The organism is Duganella qianjiadongensis, from assembly GCF_009857915.1.
In the GTDB taxonomy this organism is placed as follows: Bacteria; Pseudomonadota; Gammaproteobacteria; order Burkholderiales; family Burkholderiaceae_D; genus Rugamonas; species Rugamonas qianjiadongensis.
On record NZ_WWCM01000001.1, the window covers coordinates 503016 to 524848 of the forward strand.

General features: G+C 61.5%; 16 protein-coding genes. 6 read left to right on the plus strand and 10 right to left on the minus strand.

Annotated elements, in window-relative coordinates; translation table 11 throughout:
- Window positions 1–7 precede the first annotated feature (7 nt).
- The 4 genes from GTP27_RS02290 to GTP27_RS02305 all read right to left on the minus strand — a co-directional run bounded on the left by GTP27_RS02290 (window position 8) and on the right by GTP27_RS02305 (window position 6559).
- Window positions 8–2410, minus strand: a complete 2403-nt coding sequence (locus tag GTP27_RS02290) for a TonB-dependent receptor (protein WP_161037539.1) — start codon at window positions 2408–2410, stop codon at window positions 8–10.
- A 95-nt stretch (window positions 2411–2505) separates the two neighbouring features.
- On the minus strand, window positions 2506–3915 hold the full coding sequence (locus GTP27_RS02295) for an arylsulfotransferase family protein (RefSeq protein WP_161037540.1): 1410 nt from the start codon (window positions 3913–3915) through the stop codon (window positions 2506–2508).
- 140 nt (window positions 3916–4055) lie between these two features.
- Window positions 4056–4394 (minus strand): P-II family nitrogen regulator, encoded by a 339-nt coding sequence (locus GTP27_RS02300; RefSeq protein WP_161037541.1) that lies wholly within the window; start codon window positions 4392–4394, stop codon window positions 4056–4058.
- A gap of 101 nt (window positions 4395–4495) precedes the next feature.
- Window positions 4496–6559 carry an NAD(+) synthase gene (locus GTP27_RS02305; RefSeq protein WP_161037542.1) on the minus strand — a complete coding sequence of 688 codons (2064 nt, stop codon included), beginning with the start codon at window positions 6557–6559 and terminating at the stop codon, window positions 4496–4498.
- A 133-nt stretch (window positions 6560–6692) separates the two neighbouring features.
- Between GTP27_RS02305 and GTP27_RS02310 the strand changes: the two genes are divergently transcribed.
- Window positions 6693–7835, plus strand: a complete 1143-nt coding sequence (locus GTP27_RS02310; RefSeq protein WP_161037543.1) for a GNAT family N-acetyltransferase — start codon at window positions 6693–6695, stop codon at window positions 7833–7835.
- Between the two features lie 106 nt (window positions 7836–7941).
- The gene (locus tag GTP27_RS02315; RefSeq protein WP_161037544.1) at window positions 7942–8889 is read left to right on the plus strand and encodes a hypothetical protein; all 948 of its coding nucleotides are present in this window, start codon (window positions 7942–7944) and stop codon (window positions 8887–8889) included.
- Between the two features lie 87 nt (window positions 8890–8976).
- Here GTP27_RS02315 and ppa read toward each other — a convergent pair whose 3' ends face one another.
- The 5 genes from ppa to hemC form a co-directional block, all read right to left on the minus strand.
- The gene (gene ppa, locus GTP27_RS02320; protein ID WP_155433559.1) at window positions 8977–9519 is read right to left on the minus strand and encodes an inorganic diphosphatase; all 543 of its coding nucleotides are present in this window, start codon (window positions 9517–9519) and stop codon (window positions 8977–8979) included.
- Between the two features lie 108 nt (window positions 9520–9627).
- Complete coding sequence (locus GTP27_RS02325) at window positions 9628–10824, minus strand: heme biosynthesis protein HemY (protein ID WP_161037545.1); 1197 nt, start codon at window positions 10822–10824, stop codon at window positions 9628–9630.
- A gap of 2 nt (window positions 10825–10826) precedes the next feature.
- The gene (locus GTP27_RS02330; RefSeq protein ID WP_161037546.1) at window positions 10827–11966 is read right to left on the minus strand and encodes a uroporphyrinogen-III C-methyltransferase; all 1140 of its coding nucleotides are present in this window, start codon (window positions 11964–11966) and stop codon (window positions 10827–10829) included.
- Window positions 11963–12814: a uroporphyrinogen-III synthase gene (locus GTP27_RS02335; RefSeq protein ID WP_161037547.1), complete on the minus strand. Its 852-nt coding sequence runs from the start codon at window positions 12812–12814 to the stop codon at window positions 11963–11965. The genes GTP27_RS02330 and GTP27_RS02335 overlap by 4 nt, the downstream gene beginning before the upstream one ends.
- A gap of 7 nt (window positions 12815–12821) precedes the next feature.
- Window positions 12822–13835 carry a hydroxymethylbilane synthase gene (gene hemC, locus GTP27_RS02340; protein ID WP_371865880.1) on the minus strand — a complete coding sequence of 338 codons (1014 nt, stop codon included), beginning with the start codon at window positions 13833–13835 and terminating at the stop codon, window positions 12822–12824.
- 149 nt (window positions 13836–13984) lie between these two features.
- Between hemC and ppc the strand changes: the two genes are divergently transcribed.
- Window positions 13985–16801, plus strand: a complete 2817-nt coding sequence (ppc, locus tag GTP27_RS02345) for a phosphoenolpyruvate carboxylase (protein ID WP_161037549.1) — start codon at window positions 13985–13987, stop codon at window positions 16799–16801.
- A 72-nt stretch (window positions 16802–16873) separates the two neighbouring features.
- Here ppc and rpoD read toward each other — a convergent pair whose 3' ends face one another.
- Entirely contained in the window at window positions 16874–19372 is a 2499-nt protein-coding gene (rpoD, locus tag GTP27_RS02350; RefSeq protein ID WP_161037550.1) for an RNA polymerase sigma factor RpoD, read from the minus strand.
- A gap of 504 nt (window positions 19373–19876) precedes the next feature.
- Here rpoD and GTP27_RS02355 point away from each other — a divergent pair.
- The 3 genes from GTP27_RS02355 (at window position 19877) to GTP27_RS02365 (ending at window position 21826) form a co-directional block, all read left to right on the plus strand.
- A complete protein-coding gene (locus GTP27_RS02355; RefSeq protein WP_161037551.1) occupies window positions 19877–20353 on the plus strand; it encodes a ProQ/FINO family protein in 477 nt (158 codons plus the stop codon).
- Between the two features lie 79 nt (window positions 20354–20432).
- Window positions 20433–21014, plus strand: a complete 582-nt coding sequence (locus GTP27_RS02360) for a 3'-5' exonuclease (RefSeq protein ID WP_161037702.1) — start codon at window positions 20433–20435, stop codon at window positions 21012–21014.
- A gap of 89 nt (window positions 21015–21103) precedes the next feature.
- Window positions 21104–21826 carry a c-type cytochrome gene (locus GTP27_RS02365; protein WP_161037552.1) on the plus strand — a complete coding sequence of 241 codons (723 nt, stop codon included), beginning with the start codon at window positions 21104–21106 and terminating at the stop codon, window positions 21824–21826.
- Window positions 21827–21833: the final 7 nt, after the last annotated feature.

Consider the following 21833-nt stretch of genomic DNA (forward strand, 5'->3'; position numbering starts at 1 on the left):
CTGCTCCTTAAAAATCTGCGCGGGCGGTCAGGCCGATCTGGCGCGGCGTGCCGATCACCGTGTTATAGGCGCCCGGGCTGGTGTTCCACATACTGGTGTAGTACTGCTTGTCGAACAGGTTCTTGGCCCACAGCGACACATCCCAGCGGGTACTGCCCTGACGCAGCTTCACGCCCGCCGACAGATTGGTCAGGCTGTAGGCAGGAATGCGCGAGTATTCGGACGCATCGAGTGTGCCGTAGGTGCTGCTGCGGTAGGCGTAGTTGATGTTGCCATAGGCTTCTACGTTAGCTGCCACGGCGGTGGCATACTGCGCCGCCAGATTGCCTATCCAGCGCGGTGCATTGACCAGCGCAGCGCGGCCGGACAGATCGCAGAAGCTGCCGTTACGCTCCGGCGGGCATGGCGCGTTCTTGTACTCCTTGTACTTGACGTCATTGAACGAACCGTTTGCGCTCAGCGTGAAGCCGTGCGCCAGCACCACGCTGCTATCGAGCTCCAGCCCGCGGCTACGCACGGTGCCGGCATTGGTCAGGTAGGAGGTGGCGCTGACGGGATCATAGGCATTGCTCTGATAGCCCGACACATCGTTCCAGAACAGGCTGGCATTAAGCTGTACACGGCGGCCCAGCAGATTGCTCTTCACGCCCAGTTCCAGATTGTTGGCCTTCTCGTTATTCACCTTGAGTGAGGAGACGCCAGCAGCACCGGGCACGGACAGATTGATGCCGCCCGACTTCTCGCCGTGCGAAGCGCTGGCAAACGCCAGCACATCGGTATCGACCTTGTAGGCCAGCGTCAGCAATGCCGAGGGACTGAGCTTGTTCAAGTACACCTCGCCCGAGTTGTACGCGCCGAAGCGGGCATTGCGCGAAGCCAGCGCCGCGCCCGACACCGCCACACCGCCATACGGTGCATCGCGCGTCACCTGCGCCAGCTTGTCTTCGTAGGTGGCGCGCACGCCGCCCGTCAGATCCCACAGCGGATCGATATGCCAGATACTCTGGCCGAACAGCGCGTAGCTGTTCACGCGCAAATGGCCATTGCCTATGCTGGTGACATTGCTCCATGCGCCAGCCGGCGTGCCATTGAACTTGTCGGCCAGCGGACCGTTGTAGGTGAAGTTGATGTTGTCCAGATTCTGGTAGTAGTAATACGCACCGAATACCGATTCCACAGTCTGGCCCAGCGGCGTGGCCAGCCGCAGCTCCTGCGTGAACTGGCGGTGGCGCGCAGCCGAGCCCACATTCAGCGTGACGGGCACTTCCAGCCCGTCGTCGTTATGCGGCGTAAAGTTCCAGAAGCGCGCCGCACTGATGGAGGTGAGCTTGTAATCATTGGCCAGCTTCCAGTTCAGCTCACCCGACACGCCGCCCTGATGCACCTCCACATGCGAGCCGTTATCCAGATTCACTTGCCGCAGTGATGGATCGGTCACCGGATGGCCGCCCACCGCCGCCGCCTGGGTGAGGAATTTGCCGCTAGGGCCGGCGTTGTAGAACACCAGCGTGCCGTTATTCGAATCTTCGCGGTTGTAATCGGCGATCAGGCGCGCGCTAAAGTTTGCATCCGGTTCCAGCAGTACTTGCGCCCGCACGCCATCGCGGTCGCCGCCCTGCACCTTGCCGCCCGTGTGGAGGTTGGTGATGTAGCCGTCTTCGTGGGTTTTATACAGCGCGATGCGGCCTGCCGCCGTGTCCGAGAAGGCGCCCGACAGCACCGCCTTGCCCTGCACATAGCCTTGCTGGCCCAGCGACAGCTGGGCGCTATTCTCGCTGCGGTAGGTCGGCTGCTTGCTGGTGATATTGAGCACGCCGGCCGTGGTGTTCTTGCCGAACAGCGTGCCCTGCGGCCCGCGCAGCAATTCCAGCTGCTGGATATCGAGCGCATCGAAGGCCGCCATGCCGGGCCGGGCCAGATAGACGTTATCGAGATACACGCCCACGCTGCCTTCCAGCCCGTCGCTGGCCGGATTATTGCCCAGACCGCGCACGGCAAAACTCATCTGGCGCGCATGCACATAATTGACCGTGGTACTAGGCAGCAGCTGCTGCAGGTCCTGCACGCGATAGACGCGGTTACCTTCCAGCGCGCTGCTATCGAGCACGCTCAGGGTGGTCGGTACGCTCTGCGACGACTCCACCCGGCGCCGCGCCGATACGGTCACACGGGCGATCACATCAAGCGAGGCATCTGCCGCAGCCGTGGCGGCGCCGCCCGTCTCTGCTGCCTCGGCGACCAGCGCTGCTTCTGCTGCCGGAGCCGCATCCGCTTCCGCGCCGGCCGCCAGTGCCGCGCTGCTGGCTGCCGCCGTCGCTACCGCCAGCTCCGCCGGACTGGCCTGCGCCAGCACGGTCCAGCCTAATCCATAAACGGCAGCCAGTGCCACCACGAGTTTCTTCTGTTGCATAACAAATCCTGTTCAAAAATTACGGGCGACAGCCGCCCTGCCCGCCCGCGTGAGCGCGGGTGGGAACGGTAGATACGAAAGAGGTGGCGCGCTGACTAGTGGGCGGCGACGCGATAGCTGGCCGGTTCTGGCGGGATCACCGCCTGTTCGGAGCGCGGCGTGCCCTCAGGCACCCAGTGGTAAGGCACAGGCTGGGCGCGATACACCCAGTTACTGCGCACGGCCTTGCCTGCACCGGCTACAGGCGTCTGGGCAAAATAGGGGCTGATGTATTCCCACGCAATGTCGCCCTTGGGGGTGACCTGGAAGATGCGGCCACTGGTGCCTTCGTCGATCAGAGTATTTCCGTTGGGCAGACGGCGCGCGCTGCTGATAAACGAGCTGTAGAACCCCCAGTCCGGCAGATTGGAATCGCGGCCCGTGTATTCCCATACGATCTCTTGGCTGACCGGATCGATCTCCAGTACGCGCGAACGCGGCTGCACGCCCACGCTCACACGCGGATAGCCGGCTTCGCCCTGATTGTCGAACACCAGCAGGTTGCCGGCGCCGGGCAGGCCCGGTTCGATCAGATGGGCATCGTGCTGGCCGGCGATCTGATCGACCTTGCGCGGCAGCGGCTGCGGTATGCGCAGCTGTGCCGGATAGTCCGGTCCCAGCCGCCACACCACCTTGCCGCTGTGCTTATCGATGATGGCGATGAAATTGGCCTCGCGCGCATCGATCATCAAATTATCGGGGTGGAAGCGCTGGTCGCCGGCATCGAACCAGCGATTCGGCCCCAGCACGGAGAGATTGTTCACATGCAGGAAGTCATAAGGCGCTGCCTTGCCGCGCGGCGAATGGCCGCCCTGCACCAGTTTCAGCGACGCCGGGCTAAAGCCGAATTCCTGCAGATGCTCGGCGGCGACCCACTGCCACACGATCTGGCCTTGCGGCGTCACTTCGTAGACCACGTCATCGAGCACCTGCGGCGCAGTAAAACCGCTGACCGGATGGAGCAGATTCGCCAGCACCAGCGTGTTACCGTTGGCCAGACGGCGCCAGTCGTGGTGCTGCTTGGCGCTGCCGCCCGGCACCTGCGCGGACTTGCCTTCTACTGGCGCGGCATAGGCGTCCTGCGCCGCGCCGGCCGAGCCCCATTGCCAGACCACGCGGCCCTGCCAGTCCAGCTCGCCGATGGACTGGTTACGCAGGCCATTGCCTTCGTTGCTGGTGCCGGCAGCACTGGCCAGCTGCACCAGCACATGGCCGCGCTGGCCACCCGTCAGAGCGGGATCGAGCAGCACCGGCGGGAAACCCTCGGCGTCCCAGCGCTGCACTTCATTGCCGTTCATATCGATCAGATGGGTCTTCTGGTCCTGACCGCTAAAGATCACATACTGGTTATGCGCAAGCGCCGGATCGTAGCGGGTGACGCCGGTAGGATAGACACTGGGGGCCGCACCGGCAGAGGCGCTGGCAGCCAGCAGAGACAGGATGAGCAGATTCGAGCGTAGGGACATGACACACTTTCTTCTTGGAATAATGGTGTGTCTATATTACTAATCTACATAGTAAATTCGAACTAATATAACCAAACATCGATATGCGAAAAAAAATGCCGCATCAGCGGCATTTTTCTATACGGCGCAAGTGGGCGAATTTAGACGGCGTCGGCGCCGGTTTCGCCGGTACGGATACGGATCACCTGTTCCACGTTCTGCACGAAGATCTTACCATCGCCGATTTTGCCGGTACGGGCCGCCTTGATGATGGCATCGACCACCTGCTCGGCCACATCATCGTCCACCACCACTTCGACTTTTACTTTCGGCAGAAAATCGACCACATACTCGGCACCGCGATACAGCTCGGTGTGGCCTTTCTGACGGCCAAAACCTTTTACTTCGGTCACGGTCAGGCCGGTGACATTGACTTCAGCCAGTGCTTCGCGCACCTCGTCCAGTTTGAACGGCTTGATCACAGCGGTAATCTGTTTCATCACTACTCCTTCGTTATATCTATCGAGAATCTGGTGCCGGGCATGCCTCTAGCGCTTGCGCATATTGTACCCCGCGCGCTGCGATCCGACGTGAACATCGTTTAAATGCTGGCGTCCTGCACCGGAATGGCGCGCAATTCTTCCATCCACACCACACTCTGGCTATCGCTGGGGGCACGCCAGTCGCCCCGTGGCGAGAGCGAACCGCCACTACCCACCTTGGGCGCATTCGGCACGCAGCTGCGCTTGAACTGGCTGGTGCGGAAGAAGCGGTCGAGGAAAATGCCCAGATACTGCTTGATCGCCACCAGATCATACTGGTTGCGGGTGACGTGATCGCCGTCCGGCCAGCGTCCGCGCGTCTTGTCCTGCCAGGCGGCCAGCGCCAGGAAAGCCACCTTGGAAGGGCGGAAACCGAAGCGCAGCACATAGTACAGGTGGAAATCCTGCAGTTCGTATGGGCCTATGGTGCTTTCCGTGCGCTGCTCGGGCTGGCCGCCCGCCGTGCCGGGCACCAGTTCCGGACTGATTTCCGTCGCCAGAATATCGAGCAGCACCTGTGCATCGCTGCGCCCGATCACGCCCGATTCGGCCACCCAGCGCACCAGATGCGAGATCAGGGTCTTGGGCACGCTGGCGTTGACGTTGTAGTGCGACATATGGTCGCCCACGCCATAGGTGCACCAGCCCAGCGCCAGTTCGCTCAGGTCACCCGTGCCGCAAACGATGGCATGGTGGTGATTGGCCAGACGGAACAGGTGATTGGTGCGCTCGCCCGCCTGCACGTTCTCGAACGTGATGTCGTATTGCGGCTGGCCGTTGATGAAGGGATGTTCGAGATCCTGCAGCATCTGCTGGCAGCTGGGGCGGATATCGATTTCCCTGGCTGCGCAGCCCACCAGTTTCATCAGCGCGTGCGCCTGCTTGAGCGTGCGTTCGCTGGTGGCGAAGCCCGGCATGGTGTAGGCCAGAATATTGGTACGCGGCAGGCCCAGTTTATCCATCACCCGCGCACACACCAGCAGCGCATGGGTGGAATCGAGTCCGCCCGAGACGCCGATCACGATTTTTTTCAAACCGCTGGACTTGAGCCGCTGGGCCAGTGCCTGTACCTGTATGTTATAGACCTCGTTGCAGCGCTCGTCGCGGCGGCGGCTGTCGGACGGCACATAGGGGAAGCGTTCGATGTGGCGCTTGAGCGGCAGCGTGGCGCTCTGGTCGATGTCGAGCTGGAAAAACACGGTACGGAATTTATTTACTTCCGCCGCGTGGCGCTGCACCGACTGCGCGTAAGTGTTCATGCGCATGCGCTCGCGCGACAGGCGCTCCAGATCGATATCGGCAAAAGTCAGCGTGGCCGTGTCGCTGTAGCGCTGCGCTTCGGCCAGCAGTTCGCCGTTTTCGCAAATCACGCCCTGCCCGTCCCACGCCAGATCCGTGGTCGATTCGCCTTCGCCCGCCGAGGTGTACAGATAGGCGGCGATACAGCGCGCCGATTGCTGCGACACCAGCTGATTGCGGTAATTAGCCTTGCCCACCAGGGCATTCGAGGCCGACAGATTGACCAGCACGGTAGCGCCAGCCAGCGCCGCAAACGATGATGGCGGAATCGGCACCCACACATCCTCGCAGATTTCGACGTGGAATTTGAACAGCGGCAGATCGGCCACTTCGAACAGCAGGCCGGAGCCGAACTGCACGCGCTCGCCCAGCAGATCGATTTCCGTTGCCACGGCATAGTCGCCGCTGCTGAACTGGCGCGCTTCATAGAACTCGCCGTAGTTGGGCAGGTAGCTCTTCGGCACCACGCCCTGTATCTGCCCGCCGGCGATCACCACCGCGCAGTTGTAGAGCTGATGTTCCACGCGTAGCGGCACGCCCACCACCAGCGCCATGCGCCACTCCTGCGAGGCCAGCACAATCTGCTCCAGTCCATCGAGACAGCCATCGAGCAGCGCGCGCTGATGGAACAGGTCATCGCAGGTATAGCCAGCCAGTCCCAGTTCGGGGAAGGCCGCCAGCGCTGCGCCCTGCTCGGCTGCCTGCGCCGCCAGCGCGATGGTCTGCGCCGCGTTATGGGCCGGATCGGCGATGCGGCTCACCGGCGCAGCGATCGCTACGCGGGCAAAATCGTGGGCATACAGATTGAGGAAATTGGTACTCATGGAAGTCTTTCGCGCACAGCGCCGTCAGGCAAAAAGTCATTATCGCATGGGCAAGGAAGGCCGACAAAATCAGTGCTGCGGCAACGCGCAACCGCCAGATAGGCTAGACTAAAGGCTGAGTATATGCACGGAGATGCGCGTGACCGCCGCCAGCCAGAGCGCCGAATTTAGCCTGATCGACAGCCTGACCGAGATCGTCCCCGCCGACTGGCAGGCGCTGGCGGGCGAGCAGCCCATGCTCAGCCACGCTTTTCTGCACGCCCTGCATGACAGCGGCTGCGCCAGCGAGGACACCGGCTGGGCGCCACGTTATCTGATCATGCGGCGCGCCGGACAACTGGTGGGTGCCATGCCGCTTTACCTGAAAAGCCATAGCCGCGGCGAGTACGTGTTCGACCATGGCTGGGCGCAGGCGTTCGAGCGCAACGGCATGCCCTACTACCCCAAGCTGCTGGGCGCCATTCCGTTCACGCCCGTTACCGGCCCGCGCCTGCTGGTGCGCGATGCAGCCGACCGTCCTTTGCTGGCGCAAGCGGCCATCGCACTGGCACGCCAGCTGGACACCTCCTCGCTGCACATCCTGTTCCCCTGCGAGGAAGACCGCGCCGCCCTGAGCGCGGCCGGCTTCATGCTGCGCGAAGGCGTACAGTTCCACTGGGAGAATGCCGGCTATGCCGACTTCGAGGCTTTTCTGGCCAGCCTGAAAATGGACAAGCGCAAAAAGCTGCGGCAGGACCAGCGTCGCGTGGCGCAGGCCGGCATCGACTTTCTGCACCTGCGCGGCGGCGCCATCAGCGCGGACATGCTGGCGTTTTTCTACCGCTGCTACGTGGGCACCTACCGCGCCCACTACTCGCGCCCCTATCTGACGCTGGACTTCTTCCAGCGCCTGCTACGCGAGCAGCCCGACAGCCTGCTGCTGATCATCGCCCGGCGCGGCGACCAGCCGGTAGCGGCAGCGCTCAATCTGATCGGCGCCGGCACCATGTACGGGCGCTACTGGGGCACCGAAGAATACATCTCCGGCCTGCACTTCGAAACCTGCTACATGCAGAGCATCGCCTACTGCATTGCCCACGGACTGGCCCGATTCGAAGGCGGCGCACAGGGCGAGCATAAAATCTCGCGCGGCCTGATCCCTACTCCGACCTGGTCGGCCCACTGGATTGCCGACGCCCGCTTTGCCGATGCTATCGCCGACTTCCTCGCCCGCGAAACGGATGCCATCGGCCACTACCTCGATGAGCTGGGCGAACACAGTCCTTATCGCAGCTGACACCGCGCCCAGCACTACTTGGTGCTCTGCTCTCTGAACCTTTACAAGGCAAGTGTTACCTATTTGATAGGTAAGTCATTATTTCCCAGCCTTTAAAGAGTGCGCCATGTATATTTCCACACCAGTTGTTTCCAGTTCTACTGAACCTTCCAACATTACTTTTAGCAGCCCTATCTCGAAAAAAAGAGTGTACGACTGCCAGTCGAATACTTTCGCGCGCAACCCATTGCGCAACGTCTGCAGCAAGATCCGTAGTGCATGGGGTGATCTGCGCGAATTCATCGGCGTGCCATCCGAAGTCCGGCGCTTACGCAATGCACTACCCGCTACGCTCGGCCCAGAACATCGTGCGCAGATAGAAAAGCTGATGGCGCACTTGAACGCGACGGGCGAGCAGGCACTGCACGCACGGCTGGATAAAAATCTGCATATCCTGCAGTTAAAAGAGCGCATTGAAAGCACCAACAGCCATATTTCAGATGCCAACAATAATCTCCAGCACTATGCAGCTCAAGCGAGCAAATTGAAACTGGAGATAGCGCAGTTAAAGCAGAGCCGTCTGCCCGATGAAGCAAAATTACCACAGGAAGTGCTCGCCAACCTCGATAGGGTAAATGGCAAGTTATTGCTCGCCCAGTTTGCACCAATACTGGTGACGGCAGACGATGTGGTGGCCGCAAAACAGTATCTGGAAACGGCACTGGCGCAATTGCCATCAACCACAGCATTCGGCGAGGCACGCGAATTATTGCTATCTGTACTCACCGTAGTTGATCGCCTGATGCCGCCGCAAGCGGATCCGGATCAAGTTTCGTCGCTAGCGCAGGAGGCCATTGCGACCGTGGATGCAATAAAGGATCTGTCCGCTTCTGCCCATGAGCGAGACGTCCATCTGGCACGCGAAATTGCGACCAAAGAAGCACAGTTAAAAAGTGAAGAGAATTCGCTCCACAATACAAGCGATAACCTGCAAGCCATAGAAAGCTGCAGAGATGAGCTCCAGCAGGAACTGAACGAACAACAAGCTGTGCTCGCCCTTCTGCCGACCATGTAACGCTCGTCATAAACGGAGCTAGTAAGCAGGAAGCAAAAAGCCCCGGTCACAACAACCGGGGCTTTCTGTTTGAAGCGTCAGGACTGCTTACGCTTCTGGGTTTTCTGCCTTGTAGGCGGCCACACCGCTGAGGATCTCGGCCTTGGCTTCATCGGCGCCGTACCAGCCGTCGATCTTCACCCATTTGCCTTTTTCCAGATCTTTGTAGTGCTCGAAGAAGTGCTGGATCTGACGCAGACGCAGTTCGTTCAGATCTTCCGGCTTCTGCCAGTGGCTGTAGATAGGCAGCACTTTGTCGACTGGCACAGCCAGTACTTTGGCATCTTCGCCCGACTCGTCGGTCATTTTCAGCACGCCGATAGGACGGCAGCGCACGACCACGCCAGGGATCAGCGGGAACGGGGTGATCACCAGTACGTCGACCGGATCGCCGTCTTTCGACAGGGTGTTCGGTACATAACCGTAGTTGCATGGGTAGTGCATGGCGGTGCCCATGAAACGGTCAACGAAGATCGCGCCCGATTCTTTATCCACTTCGTATTTGATCGGATCGGCATTCATCGGGATTTCGATGATGACGTTGAAATCGTTCGGCAGATCGCGGCCGGATGGGACTTTATTCAAGCTCATGGGGGTTTCCTCGTGTGTACTGACAAATTGGGGATCGCGTCATTATAGCGAAACAGAGGCCGTTTGTGCGGCGCAGCACCGCATTTCCGGCCTCTGATGACGGTAAAACTACAGGATGGTGGCCAGTGCGCACTGGCGGTAATGATTGGCTGCCTCTTCGGCCTGACCCAGCGCTTCATGCAACTGCGCCAGTTTCAGATGCGATTCGCGCACCATGCCCGCTTCAGTAGCATCGGACAGCGCCTGTTCCAGATAGCGCTGGGCTTTGCCCCACAGCTTCTGCTTCAGGCACAGAGAACCCAGCGTCAGCGCCAGTTCGGCATCGGCCGGATGCTGGTTGACCCAGCCTTCGCAGTGCTCGATCTGGGTCAGCAGCGCCGCCGAACCGGCCGGTGCTGCCGCATCGCGGTAGGCGCGCACGACCCGCTCGTCCCAGTCGGAGGCCAGCGATTCTTCCGCCACCAGCCGCGCTTCGTCATGCAGACCGCGCGCATTCAGTGCGGTGGCAGCACGGCAGGCCACGTAAGGCTTGATGCGGTCGGCGGTCGGCACGGTGGACCAGACCCGCTGCAGCGATTCGGCATCGTGACCGGCATCGGACAGCATATCGTCATACGCCAGTTCGCGCAGACGGGCCGACAGGGCCGGATGCAGCGCATGGTGTTTATCGAGCGAACGCACCAGGCGCAGCACTTCCGGCCAGTTCTTGGCCTGCTGCTGGGCTTTCAGCGACATCTGCAATGCATGGATGTGGCGCGTGCCGCTGGCATTGAGTTCGTGTACGGCTTCCAGCGCTTTTTCCGGCTGATGGTCATCCACCAGCAGTTCCGTCATCGTCATCAGACGCGCCGTTTTCATGCTGTTGTCGTCCGCGATCTTGCCCAGCCACTGGTCACGCCGCGCCGCCTGCCGCATGCGGTGCGCCGCACGGGCGCCTATCAATGCGGCCACGCCGGCGTTTTCCGCCAGTTCGCCAGCGCGCAAGGCCGCTTTTTCGGCATGGCCGAAACGGCCTTCGAACAGGGCTTTCAACGCTTCGCGCAGCCCCTTGTTACCGTCACGCTCGCGCTTCTGCTGACGGTAGGCGGCCACTTTGGATGGCATTTTCACGGTGGCGCGGAAGGCGCGGATCAGCACATACAGCAGCGCAAACAGCGCCACTTCCAGCACCACAAAGAAGTTCAGCGACAGGTCGATACGGTGCGGCGGGTAGAACAGCACCACATTGCCCGGGTTGAAGCGGGCTGTCACGGCGATACCGATGGCCGCAGCCATCAGCAACACTATCCAGATAAATAAACGCATGACTAGGGCTTCGCTTTGTAGTTACGCACGGCGTTCAGGCTGTCCGACAGGGTTGGCAGCTCGATGGTCAGGTTGTTACCCTGCACCTGACGCAGCATGGCTTGTACCGTCTGGGTCGATCTGGCGCGCACATCGAAATACTTGGTCAGCGCATCCTGCGCGGCGATCAGGTCGGCGCGGAAGGCCGCTTCGTTGCGCGACAGCAGAGCCATACGGGCATTGAGCAGACGCAGTTTCAGATTCTCGCGCAGGAAATACGCCTGGGTGGGCGACAGCATCAGCGCGTCCGGGGTTTCCACGCTGCGCACGCGGATCAGCTGGCGCACATCAGTCCACATCTCGCTGCTCCAGCCCTGCCAGATGGCCTGGGCCGATTGCAGCCAGGGACTCGTTACGCTCGCCTCGGCCTTGCCATCCTTGCCGGCTGGTTTGGCAGCGGTTTTCTTGTCCGGTGCAGCTGGCAGCGTCGGTTTTTCGTCGGCCAGCATAGGCAGGGTATCCACCTGGGCGATCACGTTATCGAGCCGCAGGGCCAGACCCACCGAATCCACGTTAGGCAGCGCTTTCAGGCGCTCGGTATCCTTGGCGATGGCGCGGCGGATGCTGATGAACTGCGGCTTATCGGAGCGCGACAGGCTGCGGTCGGCATTCTGCAGCGCGATCAGCGCGCCCGGCACGTTACCGGCCAGCTGCAGCTGCTGGCTGGCGGTGGACAGCACCTGTTCGATTTCGGTCAGGGCCCACTCGTCGCGGTTCTTGGACAGATCCTGATACAGCTGTTCCAGTGCCAGTTGCTGGCTCTGGGCTTCCTGCTGTTTGCTTTCCAGCAGACTGACTTTGGCCTGCAGTTCCTTGCTGGTTTCCTGCACGGTGCGCACCAGCGCGCCCGTTTCGGCGTTGCTGGCATCCCCCTTCTGCAGGCGGCGCGCCATTTCTTCACGCAGGCTGCGCACCTGATTGTGCGACGACCAAGTCTGGCCGGCCAGCAGGATGGCCAGCACCACGATACCGACCAGCAGCGTCTGCGGCTGCTGCACGGTTTCGAGCAGGCTAGGCTCAGGCTGCGGCGGCGCCGCGTTCGGGGTCTCGGCCACTGGCGCGGCGGGGACGACGGGATCGGGGAGTGTAGGCGTTTCGTTCATAGGCGTGATTGTAACGCGGCCAGCAGACGTTCGTCGCCTGAACCTGTCAGCGTAAGTCGGGTAAAACCCAAATTTTTTGCCGTCTCGGCAATTCGGGCATGCGGAATGATCAGATGTTGTTGTTGCATTGACACAACAGCATTCTGCTGCATCGCATCAGGGTAGCGCAAGTCCAGCTCGGCCAGCAGCGACAGCAGGCCGCGCAGCGCTTCCGAGCTGGTAATGATCCAGTCGCACGGTCGGGCCAGCAGCTGGCGCAGCAGCGCAGCCAGCGCGGGCGTGAGCTGGGGCAGCTGGCGGCGGTAGGCCGGCACCACATCCACCACGGCACCGGCTGCGCGCAGGCCGTCGGCCATCAGTTCGCGTCCGCTTTCGCCACGGACGATCAGCACGGGCTGGCCTTGCAGGGCGGGCAGATCGAGCGCCTGCAGCAGGTGTTCGGTATCGCTAGGCACATCCGCCGCCGGGCTGACAATATCTACTTCGCCGGGCCGGATGCCATGTTTTGCCAGCGCCGCGCGGCTGCCCTCTCCCAGCACGGCCAGCCTGACGCCGGCGGGCCAGTGATCGAGATGGGCAAACGCAGCATCGATGGCATTGGGCGACACAAAAGCCACCAGCGCGTAGCCGGGCGTGGGCGCCTTCAGGCGCGCCAGCGCCGCCAGCAAGGCTGCCGGTTCCGCCAAGGGACTGATTTCCAGCAGCGGCAATTCGACCACCGGCCGGCCCAGCGCGGCGATGTGCGACGCCAGCGGCTGCGCCTGCGCGGCAGGACGGGTGATCACCACGGTGGCGCCGGACGTGGCAGCCGGGCTGGCGTCGCCCGGCCCGGCGACAGTAGCGTTCATCGAAGGATCAGGCGTCCGGTGCCGCCAGCGTGGCGGAGCGGGCGTCGGCCTCGGCTTGCGCTGCTTCGCTCAGGCAGGACGACAGAATATCCACGGCATCCTGCGCCTTCAGCAGCTCGGCCACCTGCAGGCCCAGTGCTTCCGGCGCGGCGGCAGCACCACTGACTTCGGCACTGGCCATGCGCAGACCATCGGGCGTCGCCACCATGGCGCGCAGATGCATCTGCTCACCATCGACGGTGGCATACGCCGCCAGCGGCACCTGACAGCTGCCGCCGAAGACTTTCGACACCTTGCGTTCGGCTGCCACAGCTTGTGCTGTCGGCAGGTGGTTCAGCGGCGCCAGCAGCGCCTGCAGATCCAGTCCGTCCGCACGTTCGGCGATTTCTATCGCCATGGCGCCCTGCCCTGCAGCTGGCAGACTGGCTTCCGGCGCCAGCACGGCCCGGATACGCTGGGCCAGACCCAGACGTTTCAGGCCGGCGGCAGCCAGTATGATGGCCGCATATTCACCGCGATCGAGCTTGCCCAGACGGGTATCGAGGTTGCCGCGCAGCGGCTTGATCACCAGATGGGGGTAGCGCGCAGCGATCAGGGCCTGACGGCGCAGACTGCTGGTGCCCAGCACGGCGCCGGCTGGCAGCGCATCGAGCGAGTCGTAGTCGTTGGAGACGAAAGCGTCGCGCGGATCTTCGCGTTCCAGCACGGCGGCCAGCGCGAAACCCTCGGGCAGTTCCATCGGCACATCCTTGAGCGAATGCACGGCCAGATCGGCGCGGCCTTCGGCCATGGCGACCTCGAGCTCTTTCACAAACAGGCCCTTGCCACCCACTTTGGACAGGGTGCGATCCAAAATTTGATCACCTCGGGTCGTCATTCCTAGAATTTTGACATCGCACTGAGGATATAATTGCTGCAAGCGCACGCGAACGTGTTCGGCTTGCCACATGGCAAGACGGCTCTCGCGCGAGGCGATTACCAATTGGGACGGGGGAGTTGGGACCAATTCGGATGTTTTCAAAACCAGTTCTTTCGCTGTAGCTGACGCTAACCGGCGCAGGCCAGTTAATTCGCGCATGTTAAGGACCACAAATTCTAGCATGCTCACCTTCTTGCAGAACCGGGCCACAAGCCTTTGCACCGACATTTCATATCTTTGCGGCTTATCACATGGCAAAACAACTTAGTGCAAACGACGAAGTACCACGCGTAGAAGTAAATCCAGACAAGGATGCTCCACTCAAAGAAGACATACGTTTATTAGGTCGCCTGCTGGGCGACGTGCTGCGTGACCAGGAAGGCGAAGAGGTATACGCCGTGGTCGAAACCATCCGCCAGACGGCTGTGCGTTTCCGCCGCGAGGCCGATGCCGGCGCGGCCAAAGAACTCGATGGCATGCTCAAGATCCTGACCCGCGAACAGACCATTTCCGTGGTACGGGCGTTTTCCTACTTCTCCCATCTGGCTAATATTGCCGAAGATCAACACCACATCCGGCGCCGCCGCGCACACCTGCTGGCCGGTTCTGCGCCCCAGCAAGGTAGCGTTATCTTTGCGCTCGATAAGCTGAAAAAAGCCGGTGTGCAAGCTGAAACCGTGGGCGAATTCTTCCAGCAGGCGCTGATTTCGCCCGTGCTGACGGCCCACCCGACGGAAGTCCAGCGCAAGTCGATTCTTGATGCGGAACACGATATCGCCCGCCTGCTGGCCGAGCGCGATCTGCCGCTCACGCCGAAGGAACAGGCCGCCAATCTGCACCTGCTGCGCGCCCGCATTGCCACCCTGTGGCAGACCCGCATGCTGCGCTACTCCAAGCTGACCGTGGCCGACGAGATCGAAAACGCCCTGTCCTACTACCGCATTACCTTCCTGCGCGAGCTGCCGGGCCTGTACGACGACATCGAAGCCGATATCGCCAGCCACTACGGCGAACGGCAGGCAGTCGATGCACCGTATGTGCAGATGGGCAGCTGGATAGGCGGCGACCGTGACGGCAACCCCAATGTCAACGGCAGCACCATGGAACATGCGCTGACCCGTCAGGCCACCACCATCCTCGACTTCTATCTGGAAGAAGCCCACACGCTGGGTTCCGAGCTGTCGGTCTCCACCCTGATGATCGCCTGCAGCCCGGAACTGCAGGCACTGGCCGACCGTTCGCCCGATACGTCCGACCACCGCGCCGACGAACCGTATCGCCGCGCCCTGATCGGCATCTATGCCCGTCTGGCCAGCACGGCCCGTGCACTGGGTGCGACCAACATCCTGCGCAAGGAAGTCGGCCACGCCGAGCCGTATGCCAATGCCGCCGAGTTCGGCGCCGATCTGCAAGTGCTGATCGCCTCGCTCAACGCCAACCATGGCGCCGTGCTGGTGCAGCCGCGCCTGTCCACCCTCAAGCGCGCAGCCGACATCTTCGGCTTCCACCTCGCTTCGCTGGACATGCGCCAGTCGTCCGACATCCACGAGCGCGTGCTGGCCGAAATGATGGCCAAAGCCGGCGCCCAGGCCGACTACTCGGCACTGGACGAAGACGCCAAAGTGGCTTTCCTGCTGGGCGAACTGGCCCAGCCGCGGCTGCTGTACTCGCCCTACATCAGCTACTCGGCCGAAACCGATTCGGAACTGGGCGTGCTGCGTGCAGCGCGTGAAATCCGTGCCCGCTATGGCTCGCGCGCCATCCGCAACTACATCATCTCGCACACGGAAACCGTGTCCGACCTGCTGGAAGTGCTGCTGCTGCAAAAGGAAATGGGCCTGCTGCGCATCGCCGAACAGGAACTCGACCTGATGGTGATCCCGCTGTTCGAAACCATCCCCGACCTGCAGCGCGCGGCCGGCATCATGGAAGCCGTGATGGCCATCCCGCTGGTGCAAGCCCTGATCGCCAAGCAGGGCCAGATCCAGGAAGTCATGCTCGGTTATTCGGACTCCAACAAGGATGGCGGCTTCCTCACTTCCAACTGGGAGCTGTACAAGGCCGAGACCCATCTGGTCAAAGTATTCGAAAAAGCCGGCGTCAAGCTGCGCCTGTTCCACGGCCGTGGCGGTACGGTAGGCCGCGGCGGCGGCCCGAGCTACGAAGCAATTCTGGCCCAGCCCCATGGCACCGTGAACGGCCAGATCCGCCTGACCGAACAGGGCGAGATCATCGCGTCCAAGTTCTCCAACAAGGACATCGGCCGGCGCAATCTGGAACTGCTGGTAGCGGCCACGCTGGAAGCGAGCCTGATGCCTGCCACCGAAGATGCGGCACAGGTCCAGCAGCTGCGCCAGTTCGAAGCCATCATGGCCGAGATTTCCGACCGCGCCTACAAGGCCTACCGCAATCTGGTGTATGAAACCCCGGGCTTCACCGACTACTTCTTCTCGGCCACGCCGATCGCCGAAATCGCCGAACTCAATCTCGGTTCGCGCCCGGCGTCGCGCAAGTCGACCAAGCGTATCGAAGACCTGCGCGCCATTCCATGGGGCTTCTCGTGGGGCCAGTGCCGTTTGCTGCTGCCGGGCTGGTACGGCTTCGGTAGCGCCATCGGCGCATGGGTGGCGGAGGGCGATCAGGCCGAGCGCCTGAACCAGCTGCAAGCCATGTTCCGCCAATGGCCGTTCTTCGCCACCCTGCTGTCGAATATGGACATGGTGCTGGCCAAGACCGATCTGGCGATCGCTTCGCGTTATGCCGAGCTGGTGCAGGACAAGGAACTGCGCGAGCGCATCTTCAACCGCATCACGGAAGAACATGCGAATACGCTGACCATCCTGCAAAGCATCACCGGCGCGACAGAACGGCTGGCCGGCAACCCATTGCTGGCCCGTTCTATCCAGAACCGCTTCGCCTACCTCGATCCGCTCAACCACTTGCAGGTTGAACTGATCAAGCGCCACCGCGCGCTGTCGAGCGAACCGGGCAAGGCAGATGCGCGGGTCCACCGCGGCATCCACCTGTCCATCAACGGCGTGGCAGCGGGCCTGCGCAACACCGGCTAAACCAGCGCAGCAAAGTAAACAGGGGCAGCCTCGGCTGCCCCTGTTTTTTTCTGCTGATGCAGGTGTCGGTGTTTAGTTTTGCGTCAGGAAGGTTTTCAGCTTGTCCGAGCGCGAAGGCTGGCGCAGCTTGCTCATGGCCTTGGCTTCGATCTGGCGGATACGCTCGCGCGTCACGTCGAACTGCTTGCCCACTTCTTCCAGCGTGTGGTCGTTCGACATTTCCACGCCATAGCGCATGCGCAGCACCTTGGCTTCGCGCGGGGTCAGCGAATCCAGCACTTCCTTGATGACGTTGCGCATCGACGCGTGCAGCGCCGCGTCCAGCGGGGCCAGCGTGGTGTTGTCTTCGATGAAGTCGCCCAGTTGCGAATCACCGTCTTCACCCATCGGCGTTTCCATCGAGATCGGCTCTTTGGCGATCTTCATGATTTCACGCACTTTATTTTCCGGCATTTCCATCTTCACGGCCAGCGTGGCCAGATCCGGCTCGCTACCCGTTTCCTGCATGATCTGGCGCGAGATGCGGTTCATCTTGTTGATGGTCTCGATCATGTGCACCGGCACGCGGATGGTACGGGCCATGTCGGCGATGGAACGGGTAATCGCCTGACGGATCCACCACGTGGCATAAGTCGAGAACTTGTAGCCGCGGCGGTATTCGAACTTGTCCACCGCCTTGAGCAGACCGATGTTGCCTTCCTGAATCAGATCAAGGAATTGCAGACCGCGGTTGATGTATTTCTTGGCGATGGAAATCACCAGACGCAAGTTGGCGACCGTCATTTCGCGCTTGGCCTGACGGGCGCGTTTCTCGCCGGCGGCCATCTGCTTATTGATCTTGCGCAGATCAGCCAGCGGCAGTGCCACGCGGGCCTGCAGGTCTATCATCTTTTTCTGCAGCTCTTTTACCGCCGGCACGTTACGGCCCAGAATGGCGCTGTACGGATAGCCGCTATCGACTTCGCCGTCCACCCAGTCCAGATCGCATTCATTGCCGGGGAAAACCTTGATGAAGTGGGCGCGCGGCATGCCGCATTTGTTGACGCACAGTTCCAGCACGGCGCGCTCGATGTGGCGTACTTCTTCCATCTGGCCACGCAGGGTATCGCACAGCTTTTCCACCACTTTGGCGGTGAAACGTATGCCCAGCAGTTCGGCCGAAATGGCTTCCTGCGCTGCCATATAGCCTTTCGAACCATAGCCACCCGTGGCTTTGCGCATCTTGTCGTACTGGGCCGAGATCAGTTCGAACTTTTCCAGCGCCGACTTTTTCAGCTGCGCCAGCTGCTCGGTCGAGAAGCCAGCAGCGCCGCCGCCGGCGTCACCGTCTTCTTCCTCGACTTCCACTTCCTCTTCGTCGTCCTCGTCGCCCGCCACGGTGCTGCTGGCGGCGGCAGCCGGAGCGGCGCTAGCTTCGTTAAGGTCAACGAAGCCATCAACCACTTCGTCCACTTTCAGCTCGTCCGCTTCGATCTTGCGGGCCAGCGCGATGATTTCCGCGATGGTGGTCGGGCAGGCCGAAATCGCCTGGATCATGTCTTTCAGGCCGCCTTCGATACGCTTGGCGATCTCGATCTCGCCTTCGCGCGTCAGCAGTGCCACGGCGCCCATTTCGCGCATATACATACGCACCGGATCGGTGGTACGGCCGAAATCCGAATCCACCGTCGACAGTGCCGTGGCAGCAGCGGCTTCCACTTCATCGTCCGAGGTCACGGTCGCCACGCTATCGCTCAGCAGCAGCGATTCGGCATCAGGCGCGCGCTCGTAGATGGCGATGCCCATGTCGTTGAAGGTGGCGATGATGCCTTCGATGGCTTCCGGATCGATAATATTTTCCGGCAGCTGGTCATTGATCTCGGCATAGGTCAGGAAGCCACGCTCCTTACCCATATTGATCAGGTTCTTGATCTGGTTGCGCCGGCGCTCCAGATCTTCTGCCGAGCTCTTAGGATCCATGCCCATCAGATCGGCTGCGCCCTTGGCTTTACGCTCGCGGGCTTTGGAAACGGCTTTCAGTTCGGCGCGTTCCACCGCATTGAGTGCAGCGACTTCATCGTTTTCCGGGGTGAACTCGGACGGCTTGCGGCCACGGCGGCCCGGCACTTTCACGCTAGGCAGCAGGTAGCCCGAGGTGTCGATCGAGGCCAGCGTGGCGGCATCGGTCACCTGACTGACTACCGGGCCGGCGGTGGTGATGATCACCGGTGCCGGTTCGGCCTTGGCGGCCTTCACCAGTTTGGATTTGGCCTTGACGCTTACCGCCGGTGCCGCTGCCGCAGCAACGTCGCCATCGGCGGCCGGCACCGCAGCGGCCTTGCGGCTCACGCGTACGGCTTTCACCGGCGCATCGGTGCTCACGGCAGCCTGGGTGGCAGCAGGTGCATCGATATTGGCCGCTTCCGCAGCGGCGCTCAGACGGGTTTTCTTTTTGACCACCGTAACTTTACTTGCTGCCTCTTGCGCACTATCGATCACGTACGATAAAGTCGTTTTCGGCACCACCAGCGTCGCGGAGCTGGTGCGGGCGGCTTTACCGGACAGCGTTAAAGTTTTCGGCGTTTTCGTCATTAAAAATCTCTCTTGCGCTTACGCCAGAAATTACATTGCCATGGCTGGCGCTGCCGGTGACCCGGTGCGCGCATAGCGGGTGTTGTAGTTTGCTGACGAGGTTCTAACGGAATAACTAACGGAATAAAAAAAGCCCGCGTCCTGCTACGGGCTGATTTCTCTTTTCAGTGAAGAATAGGGAGAGGGCAAAACTGTGCCGTATAGCGAAACACCGGGCTAAAGGCTAATATTACAACCCGATATCTTAAAACCATATAACAAGGGCAACCGTCTATCAGCCACCCCGTCTAACCGTTCACATCGCATCCTGTACCAAACTGAATCGCACTGTCCTGCATTAGTGCGTCGGCTATTATACACGGTTTAGGCCACGCGCGCACCTGTGCCGCCACTTCCTCTGCGTCTCTGCAGTGTGCAACGGACGTGATCAATTTGCTATGATAAACCAAAATGCACTGCAATCCACAGGTGCCCATGATATGCTCACGCCTCTTGCTTTAAATTATGAAGTCGATGAACACTAGCACTACCCCAACGCCACCAGCCGACACGCCAGCAGCTACGCCTGCGCCGGCCAAAGCTGCCCTGACCCCGCGCAGCCTGCTCAAGCAATTACAGACGCAATTCCCGGCTTTCCGCGATTTCCTGCCACTGTCTATCGGTATCGATAAGCAGGTGCTGGCGGCCCTGCCCGAACTGGACCGCAAAACCATGCGCGCTGCGCTGGGCATCCATACAGGTTCGCTGCGCTACCTGAAAGTGATGGAAAAAGCCAAACAGCGGCACGATCTCGATGGCAAACCGGGCGCCGAAGTCACCGACGAGCACCGCGCCCATGCCACCCAGGTGCTGAAAGAGCGCCACAAGAAAGAAGCCGAACGCAAAAAAGCGGAACGCGAAGCAGCGGCAGCGGCCGAAGCGGCCCGCGTGCACGCAGAAAAACTGAGCCAGCTGGCGGCGAAATTCTCGCGCAAAGGCTAAGTTGGAGCAGGCACTGCCAGCGGCCGACGAGGCTGCAGAATTACCGCCCTACCCCGGCATACGGATCAGCGCCGTCACCATGGTCCGCTCGCTAGAGCAGGCCATGGCGGCGCGCGATGCCTTGCTGGCCTGCGCCGCCATCGGCTTCGACACGGAATCCAAGCCCACTTTCACCAAGGGCGAAGTCTCTACCGGCCCCCATCTGATCCAGTTTGCCACCAGCGAGCATGCCTATCTGTTCCAGATCGGCAGCCACACGGCCGAACCCATGCTGGCGATACTGAAAGCGATACTGGAACCGGTGGCGCCACTGAAAATCGGTTTCGGCCTGTCCGATGATGTGAAGCGCCTGCACGCCAAACTCGATATCCGCTGCGGCGGCATCGTCGACCTGTCGGTGGCGCTGCGCGAACCGGGCCAGCGCAACGATCTGGGCGCCAAAACGGCAGTCGCCAAATTCTTTGGCCAGACACTGCAGAAATCCAAAAAGATTTCGGTCACCAACTGGGCCTTGCCGCAACTGAACGACAAGCAGATTCTGTATGCTGCCGACGACGCCCAGGTGGCACTGCGCATCTACCTGCACGTTCAAGCCATAGGCCGCAAGCTGCCGCCAGTGAAGCCGATCAAATTCCCCAAACCGCCCCAGCCAGCCGCGTAAGCAGCAGCCATGCAAGCGGCTGCTCGTGATGGTCACGCCACTGCCCAGCTTCTGGTATCCTTGAACATGTTTTTTAGTCAAGGATAGGCATGCCGACATTCCCTGCCGTAAGACCTAGCGCACTGCTCGCCATTCTGCTGGCCTGCGCCGGCCTGCCTGCGCGCGCTGCCACCGTGCCTGATACGCTGGCGCAGCGCCTGGCTGCCTGCATCAGCTGCCACGCCAGAGAAGAAAAGCGCGACGCCTATTTCCCCCGCATCGCCGGCAAGCCGGCAGGCTATCTGTATAACCAGCTGCTCAACTTCCGCGCAGGCCGGCGCAACTACCCTTTGATGACCTATATGGTGGCGCATCAGAGCGATGCCTATCTGGCCGAAATGGCCGACTATTTTTCCCGCCTCGCGCCCAGCTATCCGCCGCTGGCGGGTCAGAGCGCCAGCGCCACCCAGGCCCAGCTGGCACGCGGCCAGACACTGGTCGAACAGGGCGACGCCGAGCGCAAGATACCGGCCTGCACCGCCTGCCATGGCGCCACGCTGGGCGGCGTGCAGCCTGCCATCCCGGGCTTGCTCGGTCTGCCCGGCGACTACATCAACGCCCAGTTCGGCGCATGGCGCAACCACACCCGCCACGCGGCAGCACCCGATTGCATGGCCGGCATTGCCGAGCGCCTGTCCGTCACCGACGTGGCAGCCATTTCCCAGTGGCTGAGCCGCCAGCCCGTGCCGGCCGATGTCCACCCTGCCGCCCGCCCTGCCCGTCCTCTGCCGCTCGCCTGCGGCAGCATGGCGGACAGCGCCCAACGCCCCTAGGCCTCAG

Excerpts from the sequence above, each read along its gene's own strand:
- GTP27_RS02315 (WP_161037544.1), top strand. The coding sequence starts at position 7,942 with ATGTATATTTCCACACCAGTTGTTTCCAGTTCTACTGAACCTTCCAAC.
- ppa (WP_155433559.1), bottom strand. The coding sequence starts at position 9,519 with ATGAGCTTGAATAAAGTCCCATCCGGCCGCGATCTGCCGAACGATTTC.
- GTP27_RS02335 (WP_161037547.1), bottom strand. The coding sequence starts at position 12,814 with ATGAACGCTACTGTCGCCGGGCCGGGCGACGCCAGCCCGGCTGCCACG.
- rpoD (WP_161037550.1), bottom strand. The coding sequence starts at position 19,372 with ATGACGAAAACGCCGAAAACTTTAACGCTGTCCGGTAAAGCCGCCCGC.
- GTP27_RS02330 (WP_161037546.1), bottom strand. The coding sequence starts at position 11,966 with ATGAACGAAACGCCTACACTCCCCGATCCCGTCGTCCCCGCCGCGCCA.
- GTP27_RS02325 (WP_161037545.1), bottom strand. The coding sequence starts at position 10,824 with ATGCGTTTATTTATCTGGATAGTGTTGCTGATGGCTGCGGCCATCGGT.
- GTP27_RS02360 (WP_161037702.1), top strand. The coding sequence starts at position 20,433 with ATGGTCCGCTCGCTAGAGCAGGCCATGGCGGCGCGCGATGCCTTGCTG.
- GTP27_RS02310 (WP_161037543.1), top strand. The coding sequence starts at position 6,693 with ATGCGCGTGACCGCCGCCAGCCAGAGCGCCGAATTTAGCCTGATCGAC.
- GTP27_RS02300 (WP_161037541.1), bottom strand. The coding sequence starts at position 4,394 with ATGAAACAGATTACCGCTGTGATCAAGCCGTTCAAACTGGACGAGGTG.
- ppc (WP_161037549.1), top strand. The coding sequence starts at position 13,985 with ATGGCAAAACAACTTAGTGCAAACGACGAAGTACCACGCGTAGAAGTA.
- GTP27_RS02295 (WP_161037540.1), bottom strand. The coding sequence starts at position 3,915 with ATGTCCCTACGCTCGAATCTGCTCATCCTGTCTCTGCTGGCTGCCAGC.
- GTP27_RS02355 (WP_161037551.1), top strand. The coding sequence starts at position 19,877 with ATGAAGTCGATGAACACTAGCACTACCCCAACGCCACCAGCCGACACG.
- GTP27_RS02290 (WP_161037539.1), bottom strand. The coding sequence starts at position 2,410 with ATGCAACAGAAGAAACTCGTGGTGGCACTGGCTGCCGTTTATGGATTA.
- GTP27_RS02365 (WP_161037552.1), top strand. The coding sequence starts at position 21,104 with ATGCCGACATTCCCTGCCGTAAGACCTAGCGCACTGCTCGCCATTCTG.
- GTP27_RS02305 (WP_161037542.1), bottom strand. The coding sequence starts at position 6,559 with ATGAGTACCAATTTCCTCAATCTGTATGCCCACGATTTTGCCCGCGTA.